18 protein-coding genes are annotated in these 23,311 nt (G+C 67.3%); 8 read left to right on the top strand and 10 right to left on the bottom strand.

What is annotated here, in order from left to right; translation table 11 throughout:
- The first annotated feature begins 100 nt into the window (after positions 1–100).
- Complete coding sequence (locus DM992_RS22445; protein ID WP_111018697.1) at positions 101–1,639, top strand: MFS transporter; 1,539 nt, start codon at positions 101–103, stop codon at positions 1,637–1,639.
- Between the two features lie 30 nt (positions 1,640–1,669).
- On the opposite strand, the gene DM992_RS22440 is transcribed toward DM992_RS22445, so the two are convergent.
- The 6 genes from DM992_RS22440 to DM992_RS22415 all read right to left on the bottom strand — a co-directional run bounded on the left by DM992_RS22440 (position 1,670) and on the right by DM992_RS22415 (position 8,523).
- A complete protein-coding gene (locus DM992_RS22440) occupies positions 1,670–3,043 on the bottom strand; it encodes an efflux transporter outer membrane subunit (protein ID WP_111020351.1) in 1,374 nt (457 codons plus the stop codon).
- A gap of 13 nt (positions 3,044–3,056) precedes the next feature.
- On the bottom strand, positions 3,057–5,099 hold the full coding sequence (locus DM992_RS22435) for a MacB family efflux pump subunit (protein WP_111018696.1): 2,043 nt from the start codon (positions 5,097–5,099) through the stop codon (positions 3,057–3,059).
- Positions 5,100–5,101: 2 nt separating this feature from the next.
- Complete coding sequence (locus DM992_RS22430; protein ID WP_111018695.1) at positions 5,102–6,295, bottom strand: efflux RND transporter periplasmic adaptor subunit; 1,194 nt, start codon at positions 6,293–6,295, stop codon at positions 5,102–5,104.
- A gap of 288 nt (positions 6,296–6,583) precedes the next feature.
- Entirely contained in the window at positions 6,584–7,165 is a 582-nt protein-coding gene (locus DM992_RS22425) for an HD domain-containing protein (protein WP_111018694.1), read from the bottom strand.
- Between the two features lie 79 nt (positions 7,166–7,244).
- Positions 7,245–7,802 (bottom strand): helix-turn-helix transcriptional regulator, encoded by a 558-nt coding sequence (locus DM992_RS22420; RefSeq protein WP_111018693.1) that lies wholly within the window; start codon positions 7,800–7,802, stop codon positions 7,245–7,247.
- Positions 7,803–7,884: 82 nt separating this feature from the next.
- The gene (locus tag DM992_RS22415; protein WP_111018692.1) at positions 7,885–8,523 is read right to left on the bottom strand and encodes a hypothetical protein; all 639 of its coding nucleotides are present in this window, start codon (positions 8,521–8,523) and stop codon (positions 7,885–7,887) included.
- 364 nt (positions 8,524–8,887) lie between these two features.
- On the opposite strand from DM992_RS22415, the gene DM992_RS22410 reads away from it, so the two are divergent.
- The 3 genes from DM992_RS22410 (at position 8,888) to DM992_RS22400 (ending at position 11,948) form a co-directional block, all read left to right on the top strand.
- Positions 8,888–10,291, top strand: coding sequence for a DUF308 domain-containing protein (locus DM992_RS22410; protein ID WP_111018691.1), 1,404 nt, complete (start codon positions 8,888–8,890; stop codon positions 10,289–10,291).
- 94 nt (positions 10,292–10,385) lie between these two features.
- On the top strand, positions 10,386–10,964 hold the full coding sequence (locus DM992_RS22405) for a hypothetical protein (RefSeq protein ID WP_111018690.1): 579 nt from the start codon (positions 10,386–10,388) through the stop codon (positions 10,962–10,964).
- A gap of 252 nt (positions 10,965–11,216) precedes the next feature.
- Complete coding sequence (locus DM992_RS22400; protein ID WP_111018689.1) at positions 11,217–11,948, top strand: ribonuclease T2; 732 nt, start codon at positions 11,217–11,219, stop codon at positions 11,946–11,948.
- Positions 11,949–12,192: 244 nt separating this feature from the next.
- On the opposite strand, the gene DM992_RS22395 is transcribed toward DM992_RS22400, so the two are convergent.
- From DM992_RS22395 to DM992_RS22385, 3 genes are read right to left on the bottom strand one after another with little or no spacing between them, the layout of a single operon-like run.
- Positions 12,193–12,783, bottom strand: coding sequence for an isochorismatase family cysteine hydrolase (locus DM992_RS22395; RefSeq protein WP_111018688.1), 591 nt, complete (start codon positions 12,781–12,783; stop codon positions 12,193–12,195).
- A gap of 59 nt (positions 12,784–12,842) precedes the next feature.
- Positions 12,843–14,138, bottom strand: coding sequence for an ATP-binding protein (locus DM992_RS22390; RefSeq protein WP_111018687.1), 1,296 nt, complete (start codon positions 14,136–14,138; stop codon positions 12,843–12,845).
- Positions 14,138–14,860, bottom strand: coding sequence for a response regulator transcription factor (locus DM992_RS22385; RefSeq protein WP_111018686.1), 723 nt, complete (start codon positions 14,858–14,860; stop codon positions 14,138–14,140). Before DM992_RS22385 ends, DM992_RS22390 begins: the two co-directional genes overlap by 1 nt.
- A 385-nt stretch (positions 14,861–15,245) precedes the next feature.
- Between DM992_RS22385 and DM992_RS22380 the strand changes: the two genes are divergently transcribed.
- Genes DM992_RS22380 through DM992_RS22370 form a run of 3 tightly spaced genes read left to right on the top strand, consistent with a single transcriptional unit; the run spans position 15,246 to position 21,007 of the window.
- Positions 15,246–16,370 (top strand): efflux RND transporter periplasmic adaptor subunit, encoded by a 1,125-nt coding sequence (locus DM992_RS22380; protein WP_239511462.1) that lies wholly within the window; start codon positions 15,246–15,248, stop codon positions 16,368–16,370.
- A 9-nt stretch (positions 16,371–16,379) separates the two neighbouring features.
- Positions 16,380–19,538, top strand: coding sequence for an efflux RND transporter permease subunit (locus DM992_RS22375; RefSeq protein ID WP_111018685.1), 3,159 nt, complete (start codon positions 16,380–16,382; stop codon positions 19,536–19,538).
- Positions 19,535–21,007, top strand: a complete 1,473-nt coding sequence (locus tag DM992_RS22370; protein WP_111018684.1) for an efflux transporter outer membrane subunit — start codon at positions 19,535–19,537, stop codon at positions 21,005–21,007. Before DM992_RS22375 ends, DM992_RS22370 begins: the two co-directional genes overlap by 4 nt.
- A 423-nt stretch (positions 21,008–21,430) precedes the next feature.
- Here the strand turns inward: DM992_RS22370 and DM992_RS22365 are convergent, their stop codons facing one another.
- A complete protein-coding gene (locus DM992_RS22365; protein WP_111018683.1) occupies positions 21,431–22,345 on the bottom strand; it encodes a glutaminase in 915 nt (304 codons plus the stop codon).
- 220 nt (positions 22,346–22,565) lie between these two features.
- On the opposite strand from DM992_RS22365, the gene DM992_RS22360 reads away from it, so the two are divergent.
- Positions 22,566–23,276, top strand: coding sequence for a response regulator (locus DM992_RS22360; protein WP_111018682.1), 711 nt, complete (start codon positions 22,566–22,568; stop codon positions 23,274–23,276).
- The last annotated feature ends 35 nt before the right edge of the window (positions 23,277–23,311 follow it).

The raw sequence follows: 23,311 nt of genomic DNA, 5'->3' as shown, positions 1-23,311 counted from the left end.
TAGTACCGATTCCCGTTCAGCGTGCGCCGCCGGCCGCGCGCGGCGAACCCTTCTTACCTGGAGGCGCGGCGGCCTGTTGCCGGGCCGCCGCGCAATACGCATGACGCTATCCGACTCCCGCAGGAATGCGGTCGCGCTCGCGGCCGTCTGTCTCACGTCGCTGATGTTCGGCCTCGAAATCTCGAGCGTGCCGGTGATCCTGCCGACGCTCGAACACGTGCTGCATGGCGATTTCAACGGCATGCAATGGATCATGAACGCGTACACGATTGCGTGCGCGACGGTGCTGATGGCGGCCGGCACGCTCGCGGACCGGTTCGGCCGCAAGCGCGTGTACGCGATCGGCACCGTGCTGTTCGGCGCGACATCGCTGCTGTGCGGGCTCGCGCCGAACGTGCCGGTGCTCGTCGCGGGCCGGCTGCTGCAGGGCGCCAGCGGCGGCGCGATGCTGATCTGCCAGATCGCCGTGCTGTCGCACCAGTTCCGCGAGGGCCGCGAGCGCGGCCGCGCGTTCGGGATCTGGGGGATCGTGTTCGGGATCGGGCTCGGCTTCGGGCCGATCGTCGGCGGCGCGATCGTCGCGCTGGCGAGCTGGCCGTGGGTGTTCCTCGTCCATGCGCCGCTCGCGGCCGTCGCGCTCGCGCTGATCGGCGGCGCGGTGCAGGAGTCGCGCGATCCGCATGCGGGCACGCTCGATGTCGCGGGCATCGTCACGCTGTCGCTCGCGGTGCTCGGCCTCGTGTTTTACATCACGCAGAGCGCGGAGCTCGGGCTGACGAGTGCCGCCGGCCTCGGCGTGCTCGGCGCGACCGTGCTGGCGCTCGTGGGTTTCTTCGTTGCGGAACGCGCCAGCGCGAGGCCGATGTTCGATTTCTCCGTGTTCCGGATCCGCGCGTTCACCGGCGCAATCCTCGGTTCGATGGGGATGAACTTCAGCTTCTGGCCGTTCATGATCTACCTGCCGATCTGGTTCCAGGTCGCACTCGGCTACGACAGCGTGACGGCCGGCCTCGCGCTGCTCGCATACACGCTGCCGACGCTGGTCGTGCCGCCGTTCGGCGAACGGCTCGCGTTGCGCTACGGGCCGGGTGTCGTGATCCCGGGCGGCCTGTTCACGATTGCGGCCGGTTTCGTGCTGATGCGGCTCGGCAGCGCGGCAGAGCACGCGAGCTGGCTCACGATGCTGCCCGGCTGCGTGATCGCCGGCATCGGGCTCGGGCTCACGAACACGCCGGTCACCAACACGACGACTGGCGCGGTGCCGAGCGCACGGGCCGGGATGGCATCGGGCATCGACATGAGCGCGCGGATGATCTCGGTCGCGCTGAACATCGCGGTGATGGGCTTCGTGCTGGTCGCGGGGATCGTCGCGAGCCTGAAGAATGGCGCTGCGGGCGCGAGCGGCGATGCGGCGCTGCGCCGGCTCGCGCAGGAGATCGCATCGGGCCGCACCGACGGGCTGCAGCAGATCGCACCGGCGCTCGCGCAGGCCGACCCGAGCGGCGCGGCGCTGCACGCGGCGCTCGTGCACGGGTTCGGCTGGGTGATGGTGTACGGCGCGGCCGGCGTGGCCGTGCTCGCGACCGCGAGTGCGGTGGCGTTCGCGCCGGCGCGGCGCAGGGCGGCCGTGTGCGAATGACGCGGCCGGCCCGTTGCGTCGGCACGCCGGTCAGGACGTGCCGCCGCCGAGCGCGCGGTACAGCGTCATCTGGTTGTTGAGCCGGTTCAGTCGTGTCAGCTCGTCGGCGCTTTGCGCGTCGCGCAGCCGCTGCTGCTGGTCGAGCCACGGCTGCACGGCGGTCGCCCCGGCTGCGAACCGCGCGGCGGCAAGCTGCTCGGCGCGCTGTGCCTGGGCCAGCGACAGCGCGCGCTGGTCGGCCTCGCGTTCGAGCTGCACGCGCGCCGACAGCGCATTCTCGACTTCCGCGAGCGCCGTGTAGAGCCGCTGGCGGAACCCGACCACCGCTTCCTCGTACTGCGACTTCGACACCTTGATCTGCAGTTGCATCGTGTTCCACTGGATGAACGGCAGCGCGAGGCCAAGCCCGAGCGTGCCGACCGGATTCGTCAGCACGCGCTCGAGGCTCGTGCTCGTCGTACCGGCGCTGCCGGTCAGCGTGAAGGTCGGGTAGAAGCTCGTGCGCGTTGCGTCGACCTGCGCGAGCGACTCGCGCAGCCGGAATTCCGCCGCGCGCAAGTCGGGGCGCCGGCCGAGCAGGCTGGCCGGCAGGCCGGCCGCTACTTCCGGCGGCGGCGCGTCGGGCAGCGCCGGCGGTTCGGCGGCGAGCTGCTGCGGCGGCCGGTCGAACAGGAGCGCGAGCGCGTGGCGCTTCTCGGTGCGTTGCTGGATCAGTTGCGTCTGCGCGGCGCGTTGCGCGGACAGGCTCTGCTCGGCCTGCGCGAGATCGAGCCCCGACACGGCGCCGGCCGCGTGCCGCGACCGGACGACCGCGAGCGTGCGCACTCCATACGCGATGTTCGCGTCACCGAGCGCGATCTGCCGGTTCAGATAACCGATCTGCCAGTACAGCGACGCCGTCGTGCCGATCAGCGACAGCCGCGCGGCCTCGAGATCGGCGGCCGTTGCGTCGGCTTCCCAGTGCGCGGCATCGCGCAGCGCTGCCAGCCGGCCCCACAGGTCGATTTCATAGCTTAGCGAACCGTTGATGCCGCTCGATCGGTTCATCCGGTGCGTATCGAGCGTGCGCGACACGGCGCCGTTCGCGCCGAGCGATACGGCGGGCGTCAGGTTGGTGTCGACGAGCCCGGCCTGCAGTTGCGCGCGGTACACGCGGATCGCCGCGATCGCGAGGTCGTTGTTGGCGCGCAGCGCGTCGTCGATCAGCCGGTCGAGTTGCGGATCGCCGAAGCTGCGCCACCAGTCGCGCATCGTGGCCGGCGCGTCGGCCGCGACCGGCGCGGCCCAGTTCGCGGGCATCGCGACGGCCGGCAGCGGCGCGTGGCGCGCGGCCGTGCAGCCGGCCAGCAGGGCGGCCGCGCATGCGAATGTGCCGAGGCGGCGAAGCGGTGAGGAATGCGTCATGGCAGGGCTTTCGTCAGTCGCGCGCGAGCGCATCGATCGGGTCGAGCCGCGACGCGTTGCGCGCGGGCATGAAACCGAATATCACACCGGTGAGCGTCGAGCAGACGAACGCCGTTACGATCGCGCCGGCGGAGAACACCATCTTCCATTGCGTGACGAACATCGAGAACACCGCGCCGAGCCCGAACGACAGCACGATGCCGATCGTGCCGCCGAGCAGGCAGACGAGCACGGCTTCGACGAGGAACTGCTGCAGGATGTCGGACTGGCGCGCGCCGACCGCCATCCGGATGCCGATTTCGCGCGTACGCTCGGTGACCGACACGAGCATGATGTTCATCACGCCGATCCCGCCGACGACGAGCGAGATCACCGCGATCAGCGACAGCAGCAGCGTCAGCGACTGGCCGGTCTTCTCGACGGTCTTGACCACGCTGTCCATGTTGTACGTGAAGAAGTCCTTGCGGCCGTGGCGCTGGATCATCAGCTTTTCGAGGCTTTTCTCGGCGGCGGCGCTCGGCTGCCCGTCGCGCACGCGCACGGTGATGCTGTCGAGATGGCGCTGGCCGAACAGGCGCCCGCTCGCGGTCGTGTACGGTACCCACACGTTCAGGCTCTTCACGCTGCCGAACGCGCTCTTCTTGTCGGCCGTGACGCCGATCACGACACACGGCACGTTGTCGACCAGGATCGCTTCGCCGACCGGATTGCGCGTCGCGCCGAACAGCTTGCGGCGCGTGTTCTGGTCGATCACGGCCACCTGAGCCTGGCGGCGCACCGCATCCTCGTCGAACGCGACGCCCAGCGCGAAACGCATCCCGCGCGCCTGGAAGAAGCGGTCGCCGACGCCGCTCACGAGCGCGTTGACGTCGATGTTGCGGTAGCGCAGCAGCAGCGTGCGCGACGTCTCGGGCGTCGCGCTGTCGACGTACGGCTGCTCGGCGAGCGCGGCGACATCGGCGGGCACGAGCGTCTGGATCGCGTCCGCGCGGCTGTCGCCCCAGTCGGTGCCCGGATAGACGTTGATCGTGTTCGTGCCGATGCTGCCGATCTCGTCGAGCATGTAGCGCTTCGCACCTTCGCCGATCGCGACGATCGACACGACCGACGTGATGCCGATGATGATGCCGAGCATCGTCAGCAGCGTGCGCAGCCGGTGCGACACGAGCGCGATCCAGGCCATCCGGCAGGCTTCGGCGAAGCGGCCGGAGCCTGCCGCGAAGCGGCGCGAGCGCGTGCCGGTTTCGGCGTTGGCGTCGGCGTCGGCGTCGGCGGGCGGCCGGTCGTCGTGCCGATCGTGTGCGGTCGGCGCGCCGGCTGTCGCTTCGGCCGCGGCGATGCCGGCTTCCGCGAGCGCTTCCGCATAGTGGCGATTCCGCCGGTCGGCGACGATCTCGCCATCGCTGATCTCGATGATGCGCCGCGCATGGCGCGCCACGTCCTTGTCGTGCGTGACGATGACGATCGTATGGCCGAGCGCGTTCAGCTCGTGCAGGATGCGGATCACGTCCTGGCCGCTTTTCGTGTCGAGCGCGCCGGTCGGTTCGTCGGCGAGGATCACCTGGCCTCCGTTCATCAGCGCGCGCGCAATGCTCACGCGCTGCTGCTGGCCGCCGGACAGTTGCCCGGGCCGGTGGTGCGCGCGATCCGCGAGCCCGAGGCGCGCGAGCAGCCCGCGTGCGCGTTCGTGCCGCTCCGCGCGCGTGGTGCCTGCATAGATCGCGGGCATTTCGAGGTTCGCGGCCGCGTCGACGTGCGGCAGCAGGTGATAGCGCTGGAACACGAAGCCGAAGTGCTCGCGGCGCAGCTGCGCGAGCTCGTCGCTGTCGAGCATGTGCGTGTCGCGTCCGCCGACCGTGTAGGTGCCTTCGCTCGGATGATCGAGGCAGCCGAGGATGTTCATCAGCGTCGATTTGCCGGAGCCCGACGCGCCGACGATCGCGACGATCTCGCCCGCGTCGATCGACAGGTTGACGTTGTTCAGGACGACGACATCCTTGTCGCCGGCCGGAAAGCGCCGCGTGACGCTCGAGAGTTTCAGCAGGGGCCGGCGCATCGTCATACCACGTCCGCCAGCGGCGCGTGCTCGTCCGCGGCGGCTTCGCCGATCACGACGCGCTCGCCGTCCTTCAGGCCGGCCAGCACTTCGACGCGTACGTTGTTGTTGATGCCGATGCGGATGTTGCGCGTTACCGTGCTGCCGTCGGCGCGCAGCACGCGGACCGCATAGGTGCCGTCCTTGCGCTTTTCGCCGAGCGCGGCGGCCGGGATGCTGAGCGCGTTGCGCGCGTTGCCGAGCACGATGCTGACCTGCGCGGTCATCGAGATGCGCAGCCGATGCTCGGGATTCGGTACTTCGAACAGCGCGTTGTAGAACACCGCGGAGTTCGGTTTCGTGCCGCCGCCCGCGCCGCCGCCGAGCGTGCTTTGCGCGTCGGCGAAGTTCTGCGGCGCTGGCTCGATCGCGCGCAGCCTGCCGTAGTGGCGCTTGTCCGGTTCGCCGAGGATCGTGAAATACGCGGTCTGGCCGGCGCTCACGCGGATCACGTCGGCTTCCGACACCTGCGCCTTCACGGTCATCGTGTCGAGATCCGCGAGCTTCAGGATCACCGGCGCCTGCTGCTGCGCGATCACGGTCTGGCCTTCCTGCGTGACGATCGCGACGACCTCGCCGTCGATCGGCGCGACGATGCGCGTGTAGCCGAGGTTGGCCTGCGCGGTCTCGATCTGGATGCGGGCCGAGCGGATCTGTGCGGCGAGCGACGCGAGCGTCGCGCGCTGCACGTCGAGCGTCGCGCGCGCGGCCTCGAACGACTCGCGCGACGTCGCATCGTCGGGCAGCATCGCCTGCTGGCGCCGGAATGCGAGTTCCGCCTGCGTCAGTTGCGCGGCGGTCGACTGGTGCTGCGCGCGCAGGCTTTCTTCGCTGGCGCGTGCCTGGCGCAGCGCGTTTTCGGAGATCACGGGATCGATTTCGGCGAGCCACTGGCCCTTTGCGACCTTGTCGCCGAGCTTCACCTTCAGCGTCTTCAACTGTCCCGATACCTGCGCGCCGACGTCGACCTGCTTGAACGCCTGCAGCGCGCCCGTCGCGAGCACCGCGTTCTCGAGATCGCCGCGCGTGACGGGCGCGGACAGGTACTGCGGATGCTTGTCGGGCGCGAATACCATTAACGAGACGCCTGTGACGATCGCAACGACGGCGATGATGGCCAGCACGATGCGCCGGCGGCGATGGGTCTTCTGATTCATGAGAATGCGGCGAGGGTGAAGCGATGCCGGCGATGCGTGCGGCCGGGCGGGACGATCCGGTCGGCGTCGCATGCAGGGCGTGTTGCCCGCGACGGCATCCGCGTACGCATCGCGCGGGCGTGCCGATTCGAATCAGGCGCTCATGGTAAGCGAGGATTTCGCGCCAAATCGTGTGGAAATTGTGCTGAATTGTGCGAGCGACGTGCCGCGCCGGAGCGGGGCCGGGCGGCGTCATTGTTGCGATATGTGAAAAGGGGCGAGCAGTGCCGCGCGCCGCATCCCGCGAGATTACGCGCGCTGCCCGGCCGCGTCGATCCGGCGTTGCGTATCGGCGTCGACGATGTCGCGGATCGCACTGAACAGCGGCGCGGCATCGGTATAGCGCCGGCCGTAGCCGAGATTGAACGCGTAGTCGAAATCGGGCGGATTGCTGCCCTGGTTGTGCTGCAGGATCGTCTCGAGCTTGTCGAGCGCCTTCGCCGCGCGTGCTTCCGGCGACGCGGCCGCCTCGTATTCATCCCACAGCGCGACGATCTCGTCGCGCAGCGTGCGATCGAGCGACGCTGTCAGGGTGAGCAGGTCGTCGCGTTCGTGCGCGCTTTTGTCCGGGTGCGCGGCCTGCTCGATCGCAGGGATGTCGCCGTGCAGCGCTTCGCCGAGATCGTGGACGACGCACAGTTTCAGCAGCTTCAGCGTATCGATGCCGGGCAGCGCGTCGGCGAACACGAGCGCCATCAGGCACAGCCGCCAGCTATGCTCGGCCGTGCTTTCCGCGCGCCCGGCCGACGTGTGGCCGCTGCGCAGCACGTCCTTCAGGCGTTCGGCTTCGCGCAGGAAATCGAGGCGTGCGTGGATCGTGTCGGGGTTCATGGTCGGAGTCCTTGCGATAAGCCGTCAAGCGTAAGGCGGCTGCACGCGATTCGTCCACGCATGAAATATGCGCGGTGCGCTAAAGCGTTTCCACCAGCCGCGCGGCCGAACCGTCCGACAGCGTCATCCGCGTCCACCGGCACCTGCTGCCGCGAATCGGCACGACGCGCGATGCATTCGCGCCGGTGTCGAATTCGACGCTCGGCGGCCCCGCGCGGTCGCGCCAGCCGAGCGTGTCGAGCGCGGCTTCCATGCGCACGATCTCCGGCGTCGCGTAGCGCCACAGCGACGTGCCGAGCAGTATCGGCAGCGGCTGCGAGAACTCGGCCGCGCGCGCCGGCGAACTGGCGAGCAGGCGGTGCGTGAGGTCGCACACGAGATGCATGCGGCCCGCGCTGCCCGTGATGAGCCGCGCAAGCGCGTGGTCGCCCGCGGAATCGAGGCGCGCGGCGAGCAGCCGCTCGGCCGTCGCGCGCTCGTCGGGCGACATCTGCTGGATGCCGGCTTCCCAGCGGGAGATCGTCGATTGCGCGACGCCGAACAGCTCGGCGGCGTGGCTTTGCTTCACGCGGTGCAGCGCGCGCCAGCGCTTGAGCTGTGGGCCTAGTGGTGGCGTGTGAAGCGGTGAGGCGGTCATGGCGATGCTCCGGTTGCGGTCGTTGTGTGCGCTCGCGTGTCGTGGGCTGCTGCCACCCGCGCTGCAGGGGCGCCGCGCGCCTTTACATGATCCGGATGCCGCCGTTTGCCTGGATCGCGATTGCCGCGAACGGCACGAGCACGATGCCGCCCAGCACAAGCACGCCGTCGGCGGCAACCGTGATCGGCGTGGCGAGAATCCGCAGACCCAAGCCGACAACGGATGGCGACTCCTTGATGTACACCGAGTACGGCCGGTTGAACGGCTGCGCGGCCGTCTTGTCTTGGGCGGCGAAGCCTTCCGTCGAATAGCGCTTGCCGTCGATGTCGCCTTCGAGCACGAGGCCGGCCGATGCGCTGGCGAATCCGTCGGCGGCGGCTGCCTGTCGATCATCGTCCGACGCGTCCTTCGGCAACACGATCCGGTAGTGGCCGGTGACGCTGCCGCCGCTCGCATGAAAGCCCGCAAACGTCGTGCGCAGCGATTTCCGGTAGTCGGACTGCAGTACCGGACGCAATTGGGCCGGCAGATCGAAGATGTAGTGGTAGCGCGTGCCGAGGACGACGAGCTTCTTGCCGTCCTCGGTAATCATGAATCCGGACACGTGTTCGCTGTATGCGTCGTCCTTGTACAGCTTCGGGGTGAAACAGCCCGACAGTGCGACGCTGCTCGCGGCCATGCCGGCGGCCAGCAGGCGCCGGCGCGTGATCGATATGCTCATTCTTGTTGTCCCGTCTTGTGCGGTTCGGTTCACTTCAGTGGCTTTCGCCCTCGGAAGCAGGATTCTGGCGCATCCGCCGCGTGTTGTCGAACGGGAAACCTGTCGTGGCAGCGTTGTTGATTGCGCCGTATCCGGCGGGGCACCGTGACACCCGCCTGCCGAAAACGTTTTCGGCAGGCTTTCAACCGACCCCGCCATGTCTTATTATTCGGCCAGAGCGGCGCGTGCCGGCCGCCATCGGTCATGCCGACGGCATGACGTGCCGGCAACGATTGCCTTCCGGCCGGCGCGTCGCACGACGCACGGTCGACATGACAGGAAACGCGAGGCCGCGCGTTTCCCGAAAGAATGACACGAGGGCGCGATGGTACGACTGATCTTGCTGCTGCTGGGCATCGAATATCTGCGAACCCGCTGGCGCGGGCTGACCGTGCTTGGCTGGCTGTGGGTCGTCGCGGGCGTCGCCATCTTCGTCGACGCGCTCGACGGCGCGCTGCATTTCCCGATCGAGCTGTTTGCGTGGCTGTTCCTGATCGAGGGGCTCGCGACCCTCGCGGTGGCCGGCAGCGGCGTCGGCGGGCAGCGCATCCTGCGCTACGTGAAGGGGATCGCAGTCGTGGCGGCCGCGGGGCTCGTGTTCGCGGGCCATCACCACGGCCATTTCCTGCTGTCGATGATCTTCGGCACGTTGTTCCTCGTCGACGGGCTGCTGCAGTGCACATCCGCATGGATGGTGCGCTACCGCCGCTGGAACGTCGCGTTCGCGTGGGGTGTCGTCGAGATCCTGCTGGCGATCTTCTTCTTCCAGCCGTACCCGACGCATTACGTGGGCACCGTGCCGTACTGCCTCGGCCTGCTGTTGATATTCGGCGGGATGCACATGCTGAGCCTCGCCGCGCGCGTGCGGCGGCTCACGCGCAATCCCGCGTTCGCGACGTCGCCCGCGCCGGCGCTCGCGCCCGACCTCGACGATGCGCGCGGCCGGCCGAGTTTCGCGCAGTCCGAATGGGACGGCCCGCCGGCCGACGGCGAGCGTGCGCTCACCGTGCACGTATGGACGCCGACCGGCACGTCGAAGGCCGAAGCACAACGCTATCCGGTGATCGACCGCTATATCGCGGCGGTGGACGTCAACGGCGTGATCTCGACCGGGCATGCGGCGCTGGAGTCGCCCGAGGGCATCTATATCAGCCTGTATCCGGGCGTCGAAATCGATCGTTCTCCGGACGAATTCACGCGCATCCTGCGCGCCACGCGCGAGAACGACGTGCCGGGCTTGTTTCAGCCGGACTACGCGACCGAGTCGAAGGCGTGGTGCCCGTCGACCGTGCGCGTGCGCATCCGCAACTACGATCCGGCGAAGCTCGACGCATTCTGGTCCGCATACCGGCAGAACGCGACGTACAACCTCACGCACCGCAATTGTTCGAGCACCGTGTCGAACGCGCTCGAAGCCGCGCTCGACGGCGCGGTGTGGCGGCTCAAGGGCGCGCGGGCTGGGTGGGGGGCGTTCGTGCGCCTGCTGCTCACACCCGAGCTGTGGGTCGCCGCGCAGATCCGCAAGCGCGCGGTGACGATGGCATGGACGCCCGGCCTCACGCTCGACTATGCGCGCGCGCTCAGCATGCTCGCCGACCCGCGGCCGTTCGCGTGGTGGAAGGTCGCGCGCTCGGCGGTGAAGGCGATCGTGGCGTCGCGCCGCGCGTGGCGCGAGCAGGACAGCGCGGCGCTGTCGTCCGGCGGATCCGAGGCTGCGTCGATGAAATGATCGCGTGGCGCCGGACGAGGGCCCGGCGCCGCAGGAGCCGCGACCGTGCGGTCCGGCGAGGTTGCCCGCCACAAGAACCCACAGACGAACGACGATGAACAACACGAGCGTTTTCCGCATCCTGATTCCCGCTGCGCTGGCGCTGGCAAGCGCCGGCCTCGCGCAGGCGAGCACGGACGAAGTGCCGCGCATGAGCAACGACGTGTACCGGATTTCGGTGTCGTTCTGCTCGAAAGTCGCGGCCACCGAGAAGATCGCGTGCCAGGGCGACATGATCGCCTCAGGCAGCCGGATCGTTGCGGCGATGGGCGGGCTACCGCCAGCGTCCGCCACGTCGATCGACGAAGGCGCGCGCAGCAAGCTGCCGGAGGCGGAGCGCAACGGACTCGCACCGGTCGAGCCGGGTGCGATCGACAAGGACGACGACGTGGCCGGCCTCGCCGGCATGGTGCGTCTGTGCGACGTGTACGAATCCGCGCCGGCGTCGCGCGCGCGGCATCACGCGGCGCTGAAGCAGCAGGCGCCGGATGCCGCATCGCGCGCCGAGGCGTTGCTGGCCGATGCGTCGACGGCGGCGCGCCGGCGCGTCAGCATCGGCGTGTGGCAGATCCTTGTGCTCGAAGGTCCCGAATCGGTTGCGCGCGCATGCACGCAGCTGGGTACCGGCTCGTGAGCGACGGCGTGCAGCCGGGCAGGCGGCACGCATCGGCCGTGAGCGATATCGGGCAGGGCGCGGCACGCGCGGCCGCGCTCACGCCTGCTTCCCGCGACGGTTCCGCGCGACGTGACGGTGCGTGCCCGCGCCACCGCACATAATTCGTCCACCTTCACATTCATGCCACGTTGCGGCAGCAACAATCGCGGGCAGACATTCGACAATCTTGCGGCGCATCCCGCGACCGCAAGCCTTTTCCGAGGAAACGCCATGCTCAAGACGCTCGCCCGCGCCGCTGCCGCACTCGCCGTCGCTTCCGCCTCGCTGCACGCCACCGCGCAGACCAGCTACGACTATCTGTTGCTCGCCGCGTCGTGGGAGCCCGGCTTCTGCGCGTCGCACGATACGCCCGAATGCACGAACCTCGCCGGCTCGTATGCGGCGACGAGCCTGTCGCTGCATGGCCTGTGGCCGAACCGGTACGACGGCAACCAGCCGTTCTACTGCGGCGTGCCGCAGAACGACGTCGACCTCGACAACGCGCACCAGTGGTGCAGCATGGATGCCTACCCGATCAGCAGCGCGACCCGCAATACGCTGTCGACGTACATGCCGGGCGTCGCGTCGTGCCTCGACAAGCATGAATGGTTCAAGCACGGCACCTGCTCGAACTCCGCGTCGCCCGATGCGTACTGGAACCAGGCGTCCGGCATGATCAGCCGGCTCGGCAACACGTCGTTCAATGCATACCTGCAGGCGAACGCGGGCAAGACGGTCACGCGTAACCAGTTGCTGTCCGCGTTCGAAGGTGCGTTCGGCAGCAATACGCGCAGCGCGGTGTCGCTGAAATGCACGAAGACGAATGGCGTCAGCTATTTCACCGAAGCGTGGATCGCGGTGAAGACGAATGCGACCACGCAGTTCCCGAGCGCCGAGTCGCTCGTGACGGATGGCAATACGCAGGGCACGTGCCCGACGTCGGGGGTGTATATCGCGAAGTAAGGGGGAAGGCGGTCGGCGTGTGCGACAACGCGCACGTCGTCGCCCGTCGCGGTTTCGGCGGGGGTGCCCGACCACTCAGTAGCCGGGTCGGTTCCGGCGCGTCGAGTCGGTGCTCGTGCCCGTCGACCGTGTCGGGCAGCGCATGCCACGGCGTCGCGCCATGCGGCATCCGCGATGCGATGCTGGCCGGTGGTCGGTACTGTTACCGTCAGCAGCGCGTTCCACGCGACGAACAACCGGTCCGTTAGCCGAGCAGCCGCAGCGCATCCGCGAGCGACAGCACAGTCGTGCGCGATTCGAACGCGGTGGAGAACAGATGCTCGTGGACGATCGGGTCCGGGTCGTAGCAGCAGTCCTTGACCGTATACAGACGGAAGTCCGCGTCGCTCGCGTAGGCGATCGACGACAGCATCACGCCGGTCGACGCGATGCCGACCATGATCAGCGAATCGACACCTTGCGCGACCAGCCGCGCCTGCAGATCGGTGCCGAAGAACACGCTCGCGCGATGCGCGACGATCAGCGGTTCGTCGGGTTGCCGCGCAAGCTCCGGGCACGTGCCGTCATCGAGGAACAGGCCAAGCTGTTTGATGCCTTGGCCGTTCTTGTTGCGCGGGCTGACTTCCGGATAACCGGGACTGAACCGGAGGTTGGCGAACCAGACGCCGATGCCGCCGGCCCGCGCCGCGTCGCAGAGCCGGCGCGTATTGGCGAGCAATTCGGGCGCGACCGACGGAAAGAGTCCGAGGATGTCGGTCTGGTAATGCATGACGAGCAGCGCGGCTTGGGACGGCACTAAGGCCGTTGCGTGATCCGATGTGTTTTGCTGATTCATGACTGACGGCCCTCGATCGTTGTTGGTTTTACCGCTGCTTTCTCGTGTGCCCGACTACATCAATTGCCAGGTAAATTAATTCGGGCAATGAGCCCCGTCGGTTTCCGGTTGACGAGCACGAACGTGCCGCCGTGCATCTGCACGATCTCCCGTACGATCGAAAGCCCGAGCCCGACGCTACCGGGCCGCTCGTTGCGCGTCTGGTCGAGCCGCACGAAGGGTTCGATCACGTCCCGCAGCCGGTTTTCGGGAATGCCGGGGCCGTCATCGACGACATCGATTCGCACGTTCGCGCCGTCGACTGCCGCGGTCACCGCGACGTTGCTGCCGAAGTGAATGGCGTTGTCGATCAGGTTCGTTAGCATGCGATGCATCGCGTCGGGCCGGCAGAAGAAGCGGATCTGCTCGGGGCCTTGGTAACGAATGCACGTGCCGGCCTCCTCGTATTCGTCGCACAGCGTCGCGATCAATGCGCCGAGATCGAGCCACTCCTTCTGTTCGCGCTCCGCTCCGCTGCCAAGAAACGTCAGCGCGGACGTGACCATCGTCTGCATCAGGTCGATGTTGCGGATCAGCTTGTCGCGCACGCTGTCCGTCTGCTCCATTTCGAGCTGCAGCCGCATGCGGGTCAGCGGCGTGCGCAGGTCGTGACTGATGGCGGCCAGCATGCGTGTGCGGTTCTGGATCGAAGCGGTGATGCGCTCCTGCATCAGGTTGAACGCATGCGCGGCGCGGCGGATCTCGAGCGGGCCCTCCTCGTCGATCGGCGTGACCGACATCGCGCGGCCGAATGCATCGGCCTGCTCGGATAGTCGCCGCAGCGGCCGGATCACGCGCGAAATGGCCCAGGTGGACAGCGCCGCGACGCCCATGCAGAGAAAGATCAGCGCGGCGTAAAAGGGAAACGAATACCGCGGCTGATCGGCCTTGTTCCGATCCGTGAAGATTTCGAGCGTCCGGTTGCCGAGCGGAACGCGTACCAGGATCGACGCACCGGGTGGGCCGGCCGGACACGCGCGAACGGTGACGTCCGCGATGGCGGTCAATTCGGATTTCAGTATCGCTTCGAGGCTTTGGGTGTCCGGCGTTACGCCGGCACAGGCGGACGGTGCCTGCGTGAGCCGGGACCTGAGTGCCGGCTGCCGCGCGGCGCCGACGATCGCGTCGCGCGCGCTTTCCGGTGCGACCTGCAGGCCCTCGACGAGACTCGCGATGCGATAGGCACTCTGCCATGGCCACGGCGGTGGCGGCGAGTGGTGCGACAGCAGCGCGATGAACAGCAGCGCCGTGGCGATCGACGAGCACGTCAGGATGATCAGGATCTGCCCGAGCGTGGTGGAAAGGATGCGGCGCATCAGACGACCTTCACGTCGGGCTGGAACGCGTAGCCGTCCGCGCGTACGGTGCGGATCATTTCCTCCAGCGGATCGTCGCCGGCGAGCTTGCGGCGCAGCCGGCTCACCAGCAGGTCGACCGAGCGTTCGGAGATCGGGAAGTTCGTGCCGCGCGTGAGGCTGATGAGTTCGTCGCGCGAGAGCACCTTGCGCACGTGCTGGCAAAGCACGAGCAGGAGATCCGTTTCCGCGCCGGTGAGAGGAATGCGCAGGCCTGCCGGCGAGCGCACGAAACGCCGATACGGGTAGAACGTGAATCCCGAGAACTGCACGACCAGTTCGGTGGCCGTCTGGCGCTCGCCGCCTTCCGGCGCGGCAGGGCGCCGCAGCACCGCGCGGATTCGCGCGAGCAGCTCGCGCGGATCGAACGGCTTGGGCACGTAGTCGTCCGCGCCCAACTCGAGGCCGACGACCTTGTCGGTGGGATCGTCGAGCGCGGTGAGCATGATGATGCGCGGGCCGCCTTTCGCGGCATGCAGGCGACGGCACAGGTCGAGCCCGTCCTTGCCCGGCAGCATCACGTCGAGCAATACCAGATCGACGTCGACGGTCGCGAGGAGTGCGTCAGCGGCTTCGACGCTGTCGGCCACGTGCGTGACATAGCCCTTGCCGGACAGGAAGGCGGCGAGCGGCGCGCTGATGTCAGCGTCGTCCTCGACGATCAGGATGGGAGTACCGGTCAATTCGGGTCACCGTTGTTGCGATCTTGTTTTGCTGCGCGCGCCAGGCGCCGGACGCGTACCAGGCGTCTCGGGCCGGAGTGCGCCGTGCGCATTTGCCGACAAATGTACTCCGGCGCACGGGATTGGTCTGTGTCAATCCCGACACAATATGTGAATGCTCATAAGAATCAACAACTTAGATGACGATTGACTTATCGTGCACGACATTCGGACGAATGTAATGGTCGTACACATGAACAAGCAGTTAGCGTCTTGCATCGCGCGGTCGTCGTTGTCGGTTGCCGTGCAAGCCGGGAAAGTGCCGCCGGCGTGGCAGCCCGGGCAGCGTCGGAACAGCCGGATCGTGGGTTGGTCCGCTGCACTGGCCGTATGCGCAGCGCTCGGCATGACGGGCTGCGGCAATCGCGACGGGGCGCCAGCGCCCGCCGGCATGGGCACCGCCGCCGTCGAGGTCGCCGTCGAGACGGTCGCGCCGCGGCGGATCGTCGAGCAAACGGAACTGTCGGGGCGGCTGTCGGCGCTGCTGGTGTCCGACGTGCGTCCGCAGATCGGCGGAATCGTCCGCAAGCGGCTGTTTGCCGAAGGGACCGACGTGAAGGCCGGGCAGGTGCTGTACCAGATCGATCCGGCCAGCTACCAGGCCGCCTACGACCAGGCGCGCGGCACGCTCGCGAAGGCCGAGGCGTCGCTGGCGTCGGCGCGGACGAAGGCCGCGCGTTACGCGCAGCTCGTGAAGATCAGCGCGGTCAGCGCGCAGGACAACGATGATGCCATCGCCGCGGTGCGCGAGGCGCAGGCCGACGTGCTCGCCGATCGCGCGTCGCTGGAGTCGGCGCGCGTCAATCTCGGCTACACGCGGATCACCGCGCCGATCTCAGGGCGGATCGGCGCATCGTCGGTGACCGAGGGCGCGCTGGTGACGGCCGACCAGACCACCGCGCTCGCGACCATTCACGCCTATGACCGGATGTACCTCGACGTGACGCGTTCGAGCGCCGAATGGCTGCGGCTGCGCAAGGCTTATGCATCGGGCCGGCTGCAGCGCGCCGGCGATGGTGCGATCGTCCGGCTCACGACGGAGGACGGCACACCGTATCCGCACGACGGCGTGCTGCAGTTCTCCGGCATCACCGTCGATCAGACGACCGGATCCGTCACGCTGAGGATCGTGTTCCCGAACCCCGAAAGCGAGCTGTTGCCGGGGATGTTCGTGCGCGCGCGACTCGATGAGGGCGTCGATGCGAACGCGCTGCTGGTGCCGCAGCTCGCCGTCACGCGTGCGTCGGATGGCAGCGCGAGCGTGTGGATCGTCGACGCGACCGGCCATGCGAAGCAGGTGACCGTGCGTGCCGACAACGCGTATCGCGACCGGTGGATCGTGTCGAGCGGATTGAAGGCCGGCGATCGCGTGATCGTCGACGGGCTGCAGAAGGTGCAGGCCGGCGCGGCGGTGCGGGTGGTGGCCGATGCCTCCGGCGCGACGAGCGCCGCGCCGGCAGCGAAGTCGTAAGGAGGGGGCATGGCAGGATTCTTCATTCAGCGCCCGATCCTCGCGTGGGTGATCGCGATCGTGATCATGCTGACCGGCGGTGCCGCGACCACGCGGCTGCCGGTCGAACAGTATCCGACGATCGCGCCGCCTTCGGTGAGTGTGACCGCGACCTATCCCGGCGCATCGGCCGACACGGTGGCGAAGACCGTCACGCAGGTGATCGAGCAGAAGCTGTCCGGCATCGACAACCTGCTGTACATGTCGTCGACCAGCAGCAACGCGGGGCAGGCGTCGATCACGCTAACGTTCGCGCCCGGCACCGACGCCGACATCGCGCAGGTGCAGGTGCAGAACAAGGTGACGCAAGCCTCGGCATCGCTGCCGCAGACGGTGCAGGAACAGGGCGTTCAGGTGGCGAAGGCGTCCAGCAACTTCCTGATGATCGTTGCGCTGTCGTCGCCGGGCGGCTCGCTGAGCTCGATCGATCTCGGCAACGTGATCGCGACGCAGATCCAGGACACGCTCACACAGCTGAGCGGCGTCGGCGATGTCACGATGTTCGGCGCCCAGCATGCGATGCGCATCTGGCTGAACCCCGTCAGTCTGAAAAGTGTCGGGCTGACCGCATCCGACGTGACGACGGCCATCACGAACCAGAACGTGCAACTGTCGGTCGGCGAGCTGGGCGGCGCGCCCGCGACGGACACGCAGGCGCTCAACGCGACCATCGCGTCGTCGAGCCTGCTGACGACGCCCGAGCAGTTCGGCGACATCCTGCTGCGCGTGAACACCGACGGGTCGAAGGTGCGGCTGAAGGACGTCGCGCGCGTCGAGATCGGCGGCGATTCGTACGACACGTCGTCGCGGCTCGACGGCAAGCCGGCGGCCGCGCTCGCGATCAAGCTGTCGACCGGCGCGAACGCGATGTCGACGGCGAACAAGGTGCGCGCGAAGCTCGCCGAGTTGCAGCAGCAGCTGCCGAAGGACATCGCGATCAGTTACCCGTACGATTCGACGCCGTTCGTGAAGATCTCGATCGAGGAAGTCGTGAAGACGCTGATCGAGGCTGTCGTGCTGGTGTTCCTCGTGATGTACCTGTTCCTGCAGAACCTGCGCGCGACGCTGATTCCGACGATCGTCGTGCCGGTCGCGCTGCTGGGGACGCTCGGCGTGATGTCGGCGATCGGCTTCTCGATCAACGTGCTGTCGATGTTCGCGATGGTGCTCGCGATCGGGCTGCTGGTCGACGATGCGATCGTCGTCGTCGAGAACGTCGAGCGGATCATGGCCGACGAAGGGCTCGGGCCGAAGGCGGCAACGCAGAAGGCGATGGGGCAGATCACCGGCGCGCTTATCGGCGTGACGACGGTGCTGACCGCGGTGTTCATTCCGATGGCGTTCTTCTCGGGCTCGACGGGCGCGATCTACCGGCAGTTCTCGGTGACGATCGTGTCCGCGATGGTGTTGTCGGTGCTGCTGGCGTTGACGCTGACGCCTGCGCTGTGCGCCACGCTGCTCACGCCGTCGTCCATCCCGCATCACGAGCGTCGCGGGGTGATCGGCGCATTCAACCGGCTGTTCGACAAGGGCAACGCCGGATACAGTGCGTCGCTCGCGCGCGTCGTCGCCAAACCGATGCGCTGGATGATCGCGTACGCGCTGATTGCTGGCGTCGTCGGCCTGCTGTTCATGACGCTGCCTTCTTCGTACCTGCCTGAAGAGGACCAGGGCTCGATCATGGTGTCCGTGTCGGCGCCGGTCGGCACGCCCGCGTCGAGCACGCTGAAAACCGTCGAGGCCGTCGAGCAGTATTTCCTGAAGCAGCCGGCCGTCGCGCACGTGGTGGCGGTCAACGGCTTCAGTTTCAACGGGCAAGGGCAGAACAACGCGTTCGCGTTCGTTCAGTTGAAGGACTGGGGTCAGCGCGGATCGCACGACAGCGCGCAAGCGATGATCAGCCGCGCGAACGCCGCGTTCGCGGCGCGGCGCGATGCGCAGGTCTTCGTGATGAACCAGCCGGCGATCCAGGGGCTCGGCACGCAAAGCGGTCTCGACTTCGAGATCGAGGATCGCTCGGGGCAGGGGCACGACAAGCTGCTGGCCGCGCGCAACCGGTTCGTCGCGCTGGCCGCGAAGGATGCGTCGCTCGCGATGACGCGACCGTCCGGCCTGGAGGATTCGCCGCAGCTCTATGTCGACATCGATCGCGAGAAGGCCAGCGCGCTCGGGCTGTCGATTTCCGCCATCAACTCGACGCTGTCGACTGCGTTCGGCTCGTCGTACGTGAACAACTACATCGATACCGGACGGATCCAGAAGGTGTACGTTCAGGCCGACTCGCCGTTCCGGATGATGCCGACCGACGTCGGGCAGTGGTATGTCCGCGCCGATTCGTCGTCGAATTCGACGACGAATTCGACCTACGATGGCGTGATGGTGCCGTTTTCCGCGTTCTCGACCACGCGCTGGACCTTCGGCCCGCCGCAGATCGAACGCTACAACCGCACGCTCGCGATGCAGATGAGCGCGCAGACGCCGCCGGGCGTCAGCACCGGCCAGGCGATGAAGGCGGTCGAGAAAATCGCGCGGCAGCTGCCGTCCGGCTTCGGCATCGAGTGGACCGGCCAGTCGTATCAGGAAGTGCTCGCCGGTTCGCAGGCAACCTATCTCTACGCGATCTCGCTGATTGTCGTGTTCCTGTGCCTTGCCGGGCTGTACGAAAGCTGGTCGGTGCCGCTGGCGGTGATCCTCGTCGTGCCGATTGGCGTGCTGGGCGCGCTCGCCGCCGCGCACCTGCGCGGCCTGTCGAACGACGTGTACTTCAAGGTCGGCTTGTTGACGACGATCGGCCTGTCGACGAAAAACGCGATCCTGATCGTGGAATTCGCGAAGGACCTGCAGGCGCAAGGGAAAGGACTGATCGAAGCCACGCTCGAGGCCGCGCACCTCCGGCTGCGGCCGATCCTCATGACGTCGCTCGCGTTCGTGTTCGGCGTGCTGCCGCTCGTGATCAGCACCGGTGCCGGGTCGGCGGCCCGCCACGCGATCGGCACGGGTGTCGCCGGCGGGATGATCGCCGCGACGGTGCTGGCGATATTCTTCGTACCGGTGTTCTTCATCGTCGTGCGAAACCTGTTCAACGAGCAAGGTCGCAATGACGTGCGGCACACAAGGGAAGAAGCATGAAACTGAAATTGCTGGCGTTGGTATGCGTCGCCGCGCTCGGCGCGTGTTCGCTAGATCCTGTCTATCGGCAGCCGGTCGCACCGATCGCGAGCACCTGGACTGTCGGCGCCGCAGACGGAACGAACGCCGTGGTAATGGGGGCATCGTCGACAGCCGGTGCGGCGGCGCCGCTCGCTGCGGATCTTGGTTGGCGCGATTTCTACAAGGACGCGCGGCTGCAAAAGCTGATTGAGCTCGCGCTCGACAACAACCGCGACCTGCGCGTCGCGGCGCTCCAGGTTGCCGAGTACGAGGCGCAGTACCGAATCACGCGGGCCTCGCTCGGGCCGTCGATCGACGCGAGCGGTTCGCTGACGAATTCCCGCAGCGGCGGCACGATCGGCCGGTCGAGCAGTGTGTCGGTCGGCACGACGTCGTGGGAGATCGATTTCTTCGGGCGCCTGCGCAGCCTCAAGCGGCAGTCGCTCGAGAACTACCTCTCGACGGATGCGTCGCGCGTCAGCACGCAACTCGCGCTCGTCGCGACGGTCGCGGCCGACTATCTGCAATGGCGGGCCGACGAGGCGATGCTCGGGATAGCGACCGACACCGTCGCGGCCAACCAGCGCACCTACGACCTCACGGTGTCGATGCAGAGGATCGGCAGCGCGTCGCTGCAGGACGTGCGCGAAGCGCAGACGTCGCTTGCGTCGGCGAAAGCGAGTGTCGCGTCATACACTCGGGCCGTAGCGCAGGATCGCAACGATCTGGCCGCGGCGATCGGTTGCGCGCTGCCGGACGACCTCGACGGTGGCCCGACGCTGCTCGACAGCGATGCGATGTTCGCGGAGATCGGCGCCGGTCTTCCGTCGGACCTGCTGATGCGCCGGCCCGACATCGTTGCGGCCGAACATACGCTGAAGGCGGCGAACGCGAACATCGGCGCCGCGCGCGCCGCGTTCTTCCCGAAGATAGAACTGACGGCGACGGCCGGCACGTCAAGCTCCAGCCTGTCGAAGCTCTTCAAGGCCGGGACGGGCGCGTGGGCGTTCGCGCCGTCGATTTCGTTGCCGCTCTTCGACTACGGCAGCAACAAGGCGTCGCTGGACGTCGCGAAGATCGAGAAGGACATCGACGTGGCGGATTACGAAAAAGCGATTCAGACCGCGTTCAAGGAGGTGTCGAATGCGCTCGCCGGACGCGCGACCTATGTTGCGCAGATCGATGCGGATCGCGAGTACGTGAAATCCGCACAGGACTACTACGATCTCGCGCAGGCCCGTTATCGGACCGGCACGGACAGCTTCCTGACCGTGCTCACCGCGCAGCGGACGCTTTACACCGCGCAGCAGCAACTCGTGACCGACCAGCTCGCGAAGCTGTCGAATCTCGTCACGTTGTACAAGGTGCTGGGTGGCGGCTGGCAGAAGGCGAGCGAAGGCAAAACCGCCGTCGCAGCAGGTGAACAAGTCGCAGCAGGGTGCTGTTGAGACGCGATGACTCGGAGCGTTTGGGCAAGCAGGCAAGGAAATCGCGGGTCATGAACGAGGGTGACGCGTGCCAGCCCAAACGTACCATCAAATTGATATGGCGCTCGATTCAGACCGAAGCGCGGGATTTTTCGGCGGTTCGGGCTTACTCTTCCGACGTGGCGAAAACTTCTCGGACAGCACTTTTTCAGGGATTTCGAGTGTCTTCCCTCGATGGGCGCCGACCGAGTGTCTTCTACTTCGATCATTGACTGGCGCTGTGCCTGCGGCTGGCGCACCACATCCCGACACCGCGGTGAACGGCCGCTACTGGCAAATCCGACGGACCGTCTCGGGTCGATTGCTGCCGGAGGACGAATTCTCCGTTCAGTGTGCTGGCGCGTCCGGCATTGCACAGAATGAGTCACGCTCGACTTCGCCGCCTCAAAAAATCGACCGTCCCGTATACGTCGTCAACCACTCCAACGCCAACGTCCCTGCCAGCGAGTTCCCGTTAGCATCAAGCCCCGGCGCCCACACGCACACGGCCATCTCCCCAGGCAGCACCGCGACGATCCCGCCGCCGACGCCGCTTTTCGCGGGCAGCCCGACGCGATACACGAAATCGCCAGCGGCATCGTAGGTGCCGCAGGTCAGCATCAGCGCCGACAGCCGCTTCGCGGAACTCGAATCGACGATCCGCTCGCCGGTCACCGGCGCGACGCCGCCGTTCGCGAGGAACAGCGCGGCGCGTGCGAGCTCGACGCAGTTCATCGTGATCGCGCACTGGCGGCAATACGCGTCGATCACCGTGTCGGGCGGCATCTGCATGTTGCCGAAGCTCGCCATGAAGTGCGCCATTGCGCGGTTGCGCTCCGCGTGCTGCAGCTCCGACAGCGCGACACGCGAATCGTAGTCGATATCGTTCGCGCCGATCAGCCGCCGCACGAATTCGACGAGCGCCGTCTCGGCCTTCACGAAGCGGCGGCACAGCACGTCGGTGACGACCAGCGCGCCGGCGTTGATGAACGGATTGCGCGGCTTGCCGCGCTCGCTTTCGAGCTGCACCAGCGAATTGAACGCGGTGCCGGACGGCTCGCGGCCGACCCGTTCCCACAGCGCATCGCCCAGCAACTGGAACGCGAGCGTGCACGCGAACAGCTTCGAGATGCTCTGGATCGAGAAGCGCTCGTACGCGTCGCCGACCGTGTAAACGTTTCCGTCGAGTGTCACGACAGCCATCCCGAACTTGTCGGCGGGGATTTTCGCGAGTTCGGGAATATAGTCGGCAACCCGTCCCTGGCCAATCCAGGGGGCGAGTTCGGTGTGGATGCGATCGAGGATGGTCTGGTAATTCATCACGTCAGGCAGGGTAGATGCGTGGCCCGGATTCCGGCGAGCCCGTATGGAACCGTCCCGGCGCCGATTCGTCAAGCGCGGCCGACATCGCGCCCTTATTTTCAAGACCGGCAAACGGGCAAGCGGCGGGCGCAGTATCATGCGGTACGTTTCGGCCGATGGCCGGCGTCCGGCACCGGCCGGCGCCGCCGCGGCTACCCCGATGACCCGACCGCTGCCCATGTCTTTTCGCATCCTGCTCGTCGAAGACGACACCCGCCTGTCCACGCTGATCGCCGGCTACCTGCGCAAGAACGACTATGAAGTCGACACTGTGCTGCATGGTGACGCCGCGGTGTCGGCGATCCTGTCCATTCGTCCCGATCTCGTGATTCTCGACGTGAACCTGCCGGGCAAGGACGGCTTCGAAATCTGCCGCGAGGCGCGCAAGCAGTACGACGGCGTGATCATCATGGTGACGGCGCGCGACGAGCCGTTCGACGAACTGCTCGGCCTCGAATTCGGCGCGGACGACTACGTGCACAAGCCGGTCGAGCCGCGCATCCTGCTCGCGCGGATCAAGGCGCAGCTTCGCCGCGCGCCCGCGCGCACGCCCGAGAGCGCCGCGTCGCAGCCCGAACGCTATGCATTCGGAAAGTTCTCGATCGACCGCACCGATCGCACCGTCGTGCTGCCTGACGGCAGCACGCCCGATCTGACGTCTGCCGAATTCGACCTGTTGTGGGCGCTCGTGTGCCATGCGGGCGAAGTCGTCAGCCGCGACGACCTGATGCTGCAGTTGCGCGGCGTCGAATTCGACGGCCTCGACCGCACGATCGACGGGCGCATCTCGAAGCTGCGCCGCAAGCTGCGCGACGACGCGAGCAACCCGCAGCGGATCAAGACGATCCGCAGCAAGGGTTACCAATTCAGCAAGCACGCGTGGGAATGACGCCGCCGTCAGGCGACGCCGTCACGTTCCGCGCG

It is taken from the genome of Burkholderia sp. JP2-270 (assembly GCF_003233675.1).
GTDB lineage: Bacteria > Pseudomonadota > Gammaproteobacteria > Burkholderiales > Burkholderiaceae > Burkholderia > Burkholderia pyrrocinia_C.
The sequence above is the reverse complement of the archived record's forward strand: the minus strand, read 5'-3'. Positions and strand labels throughout refer to the sequence as shown.

What these genes read in the sequence shown, in the direction of transcription:
- DM992_RS22445 (WP_111018697.1), top strand. Translation starts at nt 101, where the DNA reads ATGACGCTATCCGACTCCCGCAGGAATGCGGTCGCGCTCGCGGCCGTC.
- DM992_RS22440 (WP_111020351.1), bottom strand. Translation starts at nt 3,043, where the DNA reads ATGACGCATTCCTCACCGCTTCGCCGCCTCGGCACATTCGCATGCGCG.
- DM992_RS22435 (WP_111018696.1), bottom strand. Translation starts at nt 5,099, where the DNA reads ATGCGCCGGCCCCTGCTGAAACTCTCGAGCGTCACGCGGCGCTTTCCG.
- DM992_RS22430 (WP_111018695.1), bottom strand. Translation starts at nt 6,295, where the DNA reads ATGAATCAGAAGACCCATCGCCGCCGGCGCATCGTGCTGGCCATCATC.
- DM992_RS22425 (WP_111018694.1), bottom strand. Translation starts at nt 7,165, where the DNA reads ATGAACCCCGACACGATCCACGCACGCCTCGATTTCCTGCGCGAAGCC.
- DM992_RS22420 (WP_111018693.1), bottom strand. Translation starts at nt 7,802, where the DNA reads ATGACCGCCTCACCGCTTCACACGCCACCACTAGGCCCACAGCTCAAG.
- DM992_RS22415 (WP_111018692.1), bottom strand. Translation starts at nt 8,523, where the DNA reads ATGAGCATATCGATCACGCGCCGGCGCCTGCTGGCCGCCGGCATGGCC.
- DM992_RS22410 (WP_111018691.1), top strand. Translation starts at nt 8,888, where the DNA reads ATGGTACGACTGATCTTGCTGCTGCTGGGCATCGAATATCTGCGAACC.
- DM992_RS22405 (WP_111018690.1), top strand. Translation starts at nt 10,386, where the DNA reads ATGAACAACACGAGCGTTTTCCGCATCCTGATTCCCGCTGCGCTGGCG.
- DM992_RS22400 (WP_111018689.1), top strand. Translation starts at nt 11,217, where the DNA reads ATGCTCAAGACGCTCGCCCGCGCCGCTGCCGCACTCGCCGTCGCTTCC.
- DM992_RS22395 (WP_111018688.1), bottom strand. Translation starts at nt 12,783, where the DNA reads ATGAATCAGCAAAACACATCGGATCACGCAACGGCCTTAGTGCCGTCC.
- DM992_RS22390 (WP_111018687.1), bottom strand. Translation starts at nt 14,138, where the DNA reads ATGCGCCGCATCCTTTCCACCACGCTCGGGCAGATCCTGATCATCCTG.
- DM992_RS22380 (WP_239511462.1), top strand. Translation starts at nt 15,246, where the DNA reads ATGACGGGCTGCGGCAATCGCGACGGGGCGCCAGCGCCCGCCGGCATG.
- DM992_RS22375 (WP_111018685.1), top strand. Translation starts at nt 16,380, where the DNA reads ATGGCAGGATTCTTCATTCAGCGCCCGATCCTCGCGTGGGTGATCGCG.
- DM992_RS22370 (WP_111018684.1), top strand. Translation starts at nt 19,535, where the DNA reads ATGAAACTGAAATTGCTGGCGTTGGTATGCGTCGCCGCGCTCGGCGCG.
- DM992_RS22365 (WP_111018683.1), bottom strand. Translation starts at nt 22,345, where the DNA reads ATGAATTACCAGACCATCCTCGATCGCATCCACACCGAACTCGCCCCC.
- DM992_RS22360 (WP_111018682.1), top strand. Translation starts at nt 22,566, where the DNA reads ATGTCTTTTCGCATCCTGCTCGTCGAAGACGACACCCGCCTGTCCACG.